The sequence below is a fragment of the Caulobacter sp. GW822-FHT01G02 genome (assembly GCF_058802865.1).
In genome coordinates, this window is record NZ_JBXAON010000017.1 from 1 (window position 1) to 5,695 (window position 5,695).

A 5,695-nucleotide genomic window follows, 5' to 3' on the forward strand; every position below is an offset into this window, starting at 1 on the left:
CCTTGGGTGCGGGGACAGGATTTGAACCTGTGACCTTCAGGTTATGAGCCTGACGAGCTACCGGGCTGCTCCACCCCGCGTCAGGGTGTTTTGGATTGTGATGCAGGGTTTTTGGACTTGGGGTTTGATATCCTTTTGGCGGACCTGGCGGCGACCTACTCTCCCGCGCCTTGAGACGAAGTACCATTGGCCCAGGGGGACTTAACGACCGAGTTCGGAATGGGATCGGGTGGGGAACCCCCGGCAAAGCCACCAGGTCAGCGAAAAGGATATCACTCACGCTCCGAAGAGCGCGAGGATTGTGAAGAAGACATCAGTGCCTGAAGTAGAGCCATGCGTTATGCATGGGTTTGACTGAAGAACGATCAAGCCTATCGAGCTATTAGTACCGGTAAGCTCCATGCGTCGCCGCACTTCCACACCCGGCCTATCAACGTGGTGGTCTTCCACGGCTCTCAGCGAGACCTTGTTTTGAGGTTAGTTTCCCGCTTAGATGCTTTCAGCGGTTATCTATTCCACACTTAGCTACCCTGCTGCACAGCTGGCGCCATGACAGGTCCACCAGAGGTGTGTCCATCCCGGTCCTCTCGTACTAGGGACAGATCCTCTCAAGTCTCGTACACCCACGGCAGATAGGGACCAAACTGTCTCACGACGTTCTGAACCCAGCTCACGTACCACTTTAATCGGCGAACAGCCGAACCCTTGGGACCTGCTCCAGCCCCAGGATGTGATGAGCCGACATCGAGGTGCCAAACTTTGCCGTCGATATGGACTCTTGGGCAAAATCAGCCTGTTATCCCTAGAGTACCTTTTATTCGTTGAGCGATGGCCCTTCCACGCAGGACCACCGGATCACTATGGCCGACTTTCGTCTCTGCTCGACTTGTCAGTCTCGCAGTCAGGCGGGCTTATGCCATTGCACTCGACGACCGATTTCCGACCGGTCTGAGCCCACCATCGCGCGCCTCCGTTACACTTTGGGAGGCGACCGCCCCAGTCAAACTGCCCGCCACGCCATGTCCCGGACCCGGATAACGGGCCGCGGTTAGACGTCAGCAACAATAAGGGTGGTATTTCAAGGATGGCTCCACCGGAACTGGCGCCCCGGTTTCATAGCCTCCCACCTATCCTACACATGTTGCTGCTAACGCCAAGGCGAAGCTGCAGTAAAGGTTCATAGGGTCTTTCCGTCTGACCGCGGGAACCCCGCATCTTCACGGGGAATTCAATTTCGCTGAGCCTGTGCTGGAGACAGTGGGGAAGTCGTTACGCCATTCGTGCAGGTCGGAACTTACCCGACAAGGAATTTCGCTACCTTAGGACCGTTATAGTTACGGCCGCCGTTTACCTGGGCTTCAATTCAGAGCTTGCACCCCTCCTTTTAACCTTCAGGCACCGGGCAGGCGTCAGACCCTATACGTCGCCTTGCGGCTTCGCAGAGCCCTGTGTTTTTGATAAACAGTCGCTACCCCCTGGCTTGTGCCACTCTCATCTGGTTGCCCAAAAGAGAGTCACGCTTATCCCGAAGTTACGCGTGCAATTTGCCGAGTTCCTTCAGCACAGTTCTCTCAAGCGCCTTGGTATACTCTACCTGCCCACCTGTGTCGGTTTCGGGTACGGTCTCCGTTGGAGTTATTTCCAGGGACCTGTTCACTGCCGGGAGCAATCCAATAAGCCCCGACAATTTACCAGATCCGTCACTTCCAACTGGTTCAGGAATATTCACCTGATTCCCATCGACTACGCCTTTCGGCCTCGCCTTAGGGGCCGACTAACCCTGCGCAGATTAGCTTTACGCAGGAACCCTTGGGCTTTCGGCGAGAGGGTCTCTCACCCTCTTTATCGCTACTCATGTCAGCATTCTCACTTCCGATACCTCCAGCAAGGCTCACGCCTCACCTTCATCGGCTTACGGAACGCTCCGCTACCGCGTGCACAAAGTGCACACCCATACCTTCGGCGACTGGCTTGAGCCCCGTTACATTTTCCGCGCAGGTTCGCTTGACCAGTGAGCTGTTACGCTTTCTTTAAATGATGGCTGCTTCTAAGCCAACATCCTGGTTGTCAAAGCAAACCCACATCGTTTCCCACTTAGCCAGTACTTGGGGGCCTTAGATGATGGTTAGGGTTGTTTCCCTTTTCACGACGGACGTTAGCACCCGCCGTGTGTCTCCCGGATAGTTCTCTTGGGTATTCGGAGTTTGGTTAGAATTGGTACAGCTCGCGCCGCCCGCATCCATCCAGTGCTCTACCCCCCAAGGAATACGTCCGAGGCACTACCTAAATAGTTTTCGCGGAGAACCAGCTATGTCCAGGTTTGATTGGCCTTTCACCCCTATCCACAAGTCATCCGAGAATTTTTCAACATTCACCGGTTCGGTCCTCCAGTAAGTGTTACCTTACCTTCAACCTGCTCATGGATAGATCACCTGGTTTCGGGTCGTCATGCGACGTACTTATTCGCCCTATTCAGACTCGCTTTCGCTGCGCCTACACCTAACGGCTTAAGCTTGCACGGCACATGAAGTCGCTGACCCATTATACAAAAGGTACGCCGTCACCACGCGCGGTGGCTCCGACTGCTTGTAGGCTTCCGATTTCAGGATCTGTTTCACTCCCCTTGTCGGGGTGCTTTTCACCTTTCCCTCACGGTACTTGTTCGCTATCGGTCATTGAGGAGTACTTAGGCTTGGAGGGTGGTCCCCCCATGTTCAGACAGGATTTCACGTGTCCCGCCCTACTCGAGTCTGTCGCTATTTGACGCTTACGGGGCTATCACCCACTATGGCTGTGCTTCCCAGCACATTCAGCTTTATGTCACGACAGCACTGGCCTGGTCCCGGTTCGCTCGCCACTACTACGGGAGTCTCGGTTGATGTCCTTTCCTCCGGGTACTGAGATGTTTCAGTTCCCCGGGTTTGCTTAATGAACCCTATGTATTCAGGTCATTATACCTCTTCTGATCCATCCACTACGGCCCTGACCGAAGTCAGGAACAAGTGGAGTGACCATAAAGGTGGGTTTCCCCATTCGGAGATAGCCGGATCAAAGGGTGCTCGCGCCTCCCCGGCTCTTATCGCAGCGTGCCACGTCCTTCATCGCCTCTCAATGCCAAGGCATCCGTCAGAAGCCCTTATGCGCTTGATCGTTCTCAGCAAAACCCATGCGTTTTGAGACCTAGCCGCGTCACGCGGGAAGGTCTCGAGCATGAGCTCTACCTTTAGTCAGACAATGATGTCTTCTTAAGTCCATCCTTGAACCAGGTCCGTATCCCAGGGGTGAGCTACGGTTGGCGGAGGAACCCTGCCTTCACAATGTCATTTCGCATCGGCTCGAAAGCCGCTGCAAACTTGATCATCCTCGATCGCGATTTTCCCAACCCTACCAGCTAGCCTCGCTCAAGCAGCGAAGCGGTAGCGAGGATTGCGAGGAAAAATGGTGGAGCCAGACGGATTCGAACCGACGACATCCTGCTTGCAAAGCAGGCGCTCTACCAACTGAGCTATGGCCCCTCACACTCGGTGTGAGTTGCTTGCCCAGCGGGAGCTGGTCGGTGCGGTCCGTATGTGGAAAGAGTGGTAGGCCCGATAAGACTTGAACTTATGACCTCACGCTTATCAAGCGTGCGCTCTAACCAACTGAGCTACGGGCCCATAGGCCGCTCAGATGAGGTCCAGTCAGTCTGACTGAACCCGCTCCAGGGCTCGCGATCGTGTCCTGAACCTCGACGGTCCAGAACAAGCGGAAAGAGAAACGAAGACGGCGGCGATCCGCTCATTTGTGTGCGTCTAGCGCACTAATTGGAGCCTCAATAGTCTCGTGAGAGACTGGAGAAGCATCCTTAGAAAGGAGGTGATCCAGCCGCAGGTTCCCCTACGGCTACCTTGTTACGACTTCACCCCAGTCGCTGACCCTACCGTGGTCGCCTGCCCCCTTGCGGTTAGCGCAGCGCCTTCGGGTAAAGCCAACTCCCATGGTGTGACGGGCGGTGTGTACAAGGCCCGGGAACGTATTCACCGCGGCATGCTGATCCGCGATTACTAGCGATTCCAACTTCATGCTCTCGAGTTGCAGAGAACAATCCGAACTGAGACGACTTTTAGGGATTGGCTCCCCCTCGCGGGATTGCAGCCCTCTGTAGTCGCCATTGTAGCACGTGTGTAGCCCACCTTGTAAGGGCCATGAGGACTTGACGTCATCCCCGCCTTCCTCCGGATTAACTCCGGCAGTACGATTAGAGTGCCCAGCCAAACCTGATGGCAACTAATCGCGAGGGTTGCGCTCGTTGCGGGACTTAACCCAACATCTCACGACACGAGCTGACGACAGCCATGCAGCACCTGTGTCCCAGTCCCCGAAGGGAAAGCCAGATCTCTCTGGTGGTCCGGGCATGTCAAAAGGTGGTAAGGTTCTGCGCGTTGCTTCGAATTAAACCACATGCTCCACCGCTTGTGCGGGCCCCCGTCAATTCCTTTGAGTTTTAATCTTGCGACCGTACTCCCCAGGCGGAGTGCTTAATGCGTTAGCTGCGTCACCGACATGCATGCATGCCGACAACTAGCACTCATCGTTTACGGCGTGGACTACCAGGGTATCTAATCCTGTTTGCTCCCCACGCTTTCGAGCCTCAGCGTCAGTAACGGACCAGTATGTCGCCTTCGCCACTGGTGTTCTTCCGAATATCTACGAATTTCACCTCTACACTCGGAGTTCCACATACCTCTTCCGTACTCAAGACTGCCAGTATCAAAGGCAATTCCAAGGTTGAGCCCTGGGCTTTCACCTCTGACTAAACAGTCCGCCTACGCTCCCTTTACGCCCAGTAATTCCGAGCAACGCTAGCCCCCTTCGTATTACCGCGGCTGCTGGCACGAAGTTAGCCGGGGCTTCTTCTCCGGGTACCGTCATTATCGTCCCCGGTGAAAGAATTTTACAATCCTAAGACCTTCATCATTCACGCGGCATGGCTGCGTCAGGCTTTCGCCCATTGCGCAAGATTCCCCACTGCTGCCTCCCGTAGGAGTTTGGGCCGTGTCTCAGTCCCAATGTGGCTGATCATCCTCTCAGACCAGCTACTGATCGTCGCCTTGGTGGGCCTTTACCCCACCAACTAGCTAATCAGACGCGGGCCGCTCCAATGGCGATAAATCTTTCCCCCGAAGGGCACATCCGGTATTAGCTCAAGTTTCCCTGAGTTGTTCCGAACCAAAGGGCACGTTCCCACGTGTTACTCACCCGTCCGCCACTAATCCCGAAGGATCCGTTCGACTTGCATGTGTTAGGCCTGCCGCCAGCGTTCGCTCTGAGCCAGGATCAAACTCTCAGGTTGAGTTGACATTGACTTCAGACTTCCAGTCCCGGGGGAAAACCCAGAACCAGGTATCTGGTTTGCATAGTTTCTTGACGAGTTCCCATCACACAGTGACCAACCCGAAGGTCAGCCACCATATTAATGGTGTCTTCAAGAGACCGCATTTGTCAGCGTCGAAGGTTACCTCGAAGGGTAACCGCCAGAGCGCCGCCGCCTGCGTTTCTCTTTCCAAATCAACAATGTCAAAGACCCGAACCGCCTCTCAGCGGCCCCACCGTTTAGCGCCCGGTGTCGGCGGAGGCGGCTATCTAGCGAACCTCGAATTCCGTGTCAAATCGTTTTTTTCAAAACTTTCCGACAAACCCGCCAACCAACCCGGAG

At 55.1% G+C, this 5,695-nt stretch carries 3 tRNA genes, 3 rRNA genes and 1 pseudogene; 1 reads left to right on the top strand and 6 read right to left on the bottom strand.

Features of this window, described 5'->3' with window-relative positions:
- Positions 1 to 3 precede the first annotated feature (3 nt).
- The 6 genes from AC1RNC_RS25960 to AC1RNC_RS25985 all read right to left on the bottom strand — a co-directional run bounded on the left by AC1RNC_RS25960 (position 4) and on the right by AC1RNC_RS25985 (position 5,332).
- Positions 4 to 80: transfer RNA gene (locus AC1RNC_RS25960), tRNA-Met, on the bottom strand.
- A gap of 62 nt (positions 81 to 142) precedes the next feature.
- Positions 143 to 257, bottom strand: a 5S ribosomal RNA gene (rrf, locus tag AC1RNC_RS25965).
- Positions 258 to 361: 104 nt separating this feature from the next.
- A 23S ribosomal RNA gene (locus AC1RNC_RS25970) occupies positions 362 to 3,150 on the bottom strand.
- 289 nt (positions 3,151 to 3,439) lie between these two features.
- Positions 3,440 to 3,515, bottom strand: a tRNA-Ala gene (locus AC1RNC_RS25975).
- Between the two features lie 64 nt (positions 3,516 to 3,579).
- Positions 3,580 to 3,656, bottom strand: a tRNA-Ile gene (locus tag AC1RNC_RS25980).
- Positions 3,657 to 3,848: 192 nt separating this feature from the next.
- A 16S ribosomal RNA gene (locus AC1RNC_RS25985) occupies positions 3,849 to 5,332 on the bottom strand.
- Together the 16S, 23S and 5S rRNA genes with 3 tRNA genes alongside form the textbook arrangement of a ribosomal RNA operon.
- Before the next feature lie 92 nt (positions 5,333 to 5,424).
- Here AC1RNC_RS25985 and AC1RNC_RS25990 point away from each other — a divergent pair.
- Positions 5,425 to 5,695 (top strand): annotated as a pseudogene (locus AC1RNC_RS25990) (hypothetical protein); the annotation flags it as partial.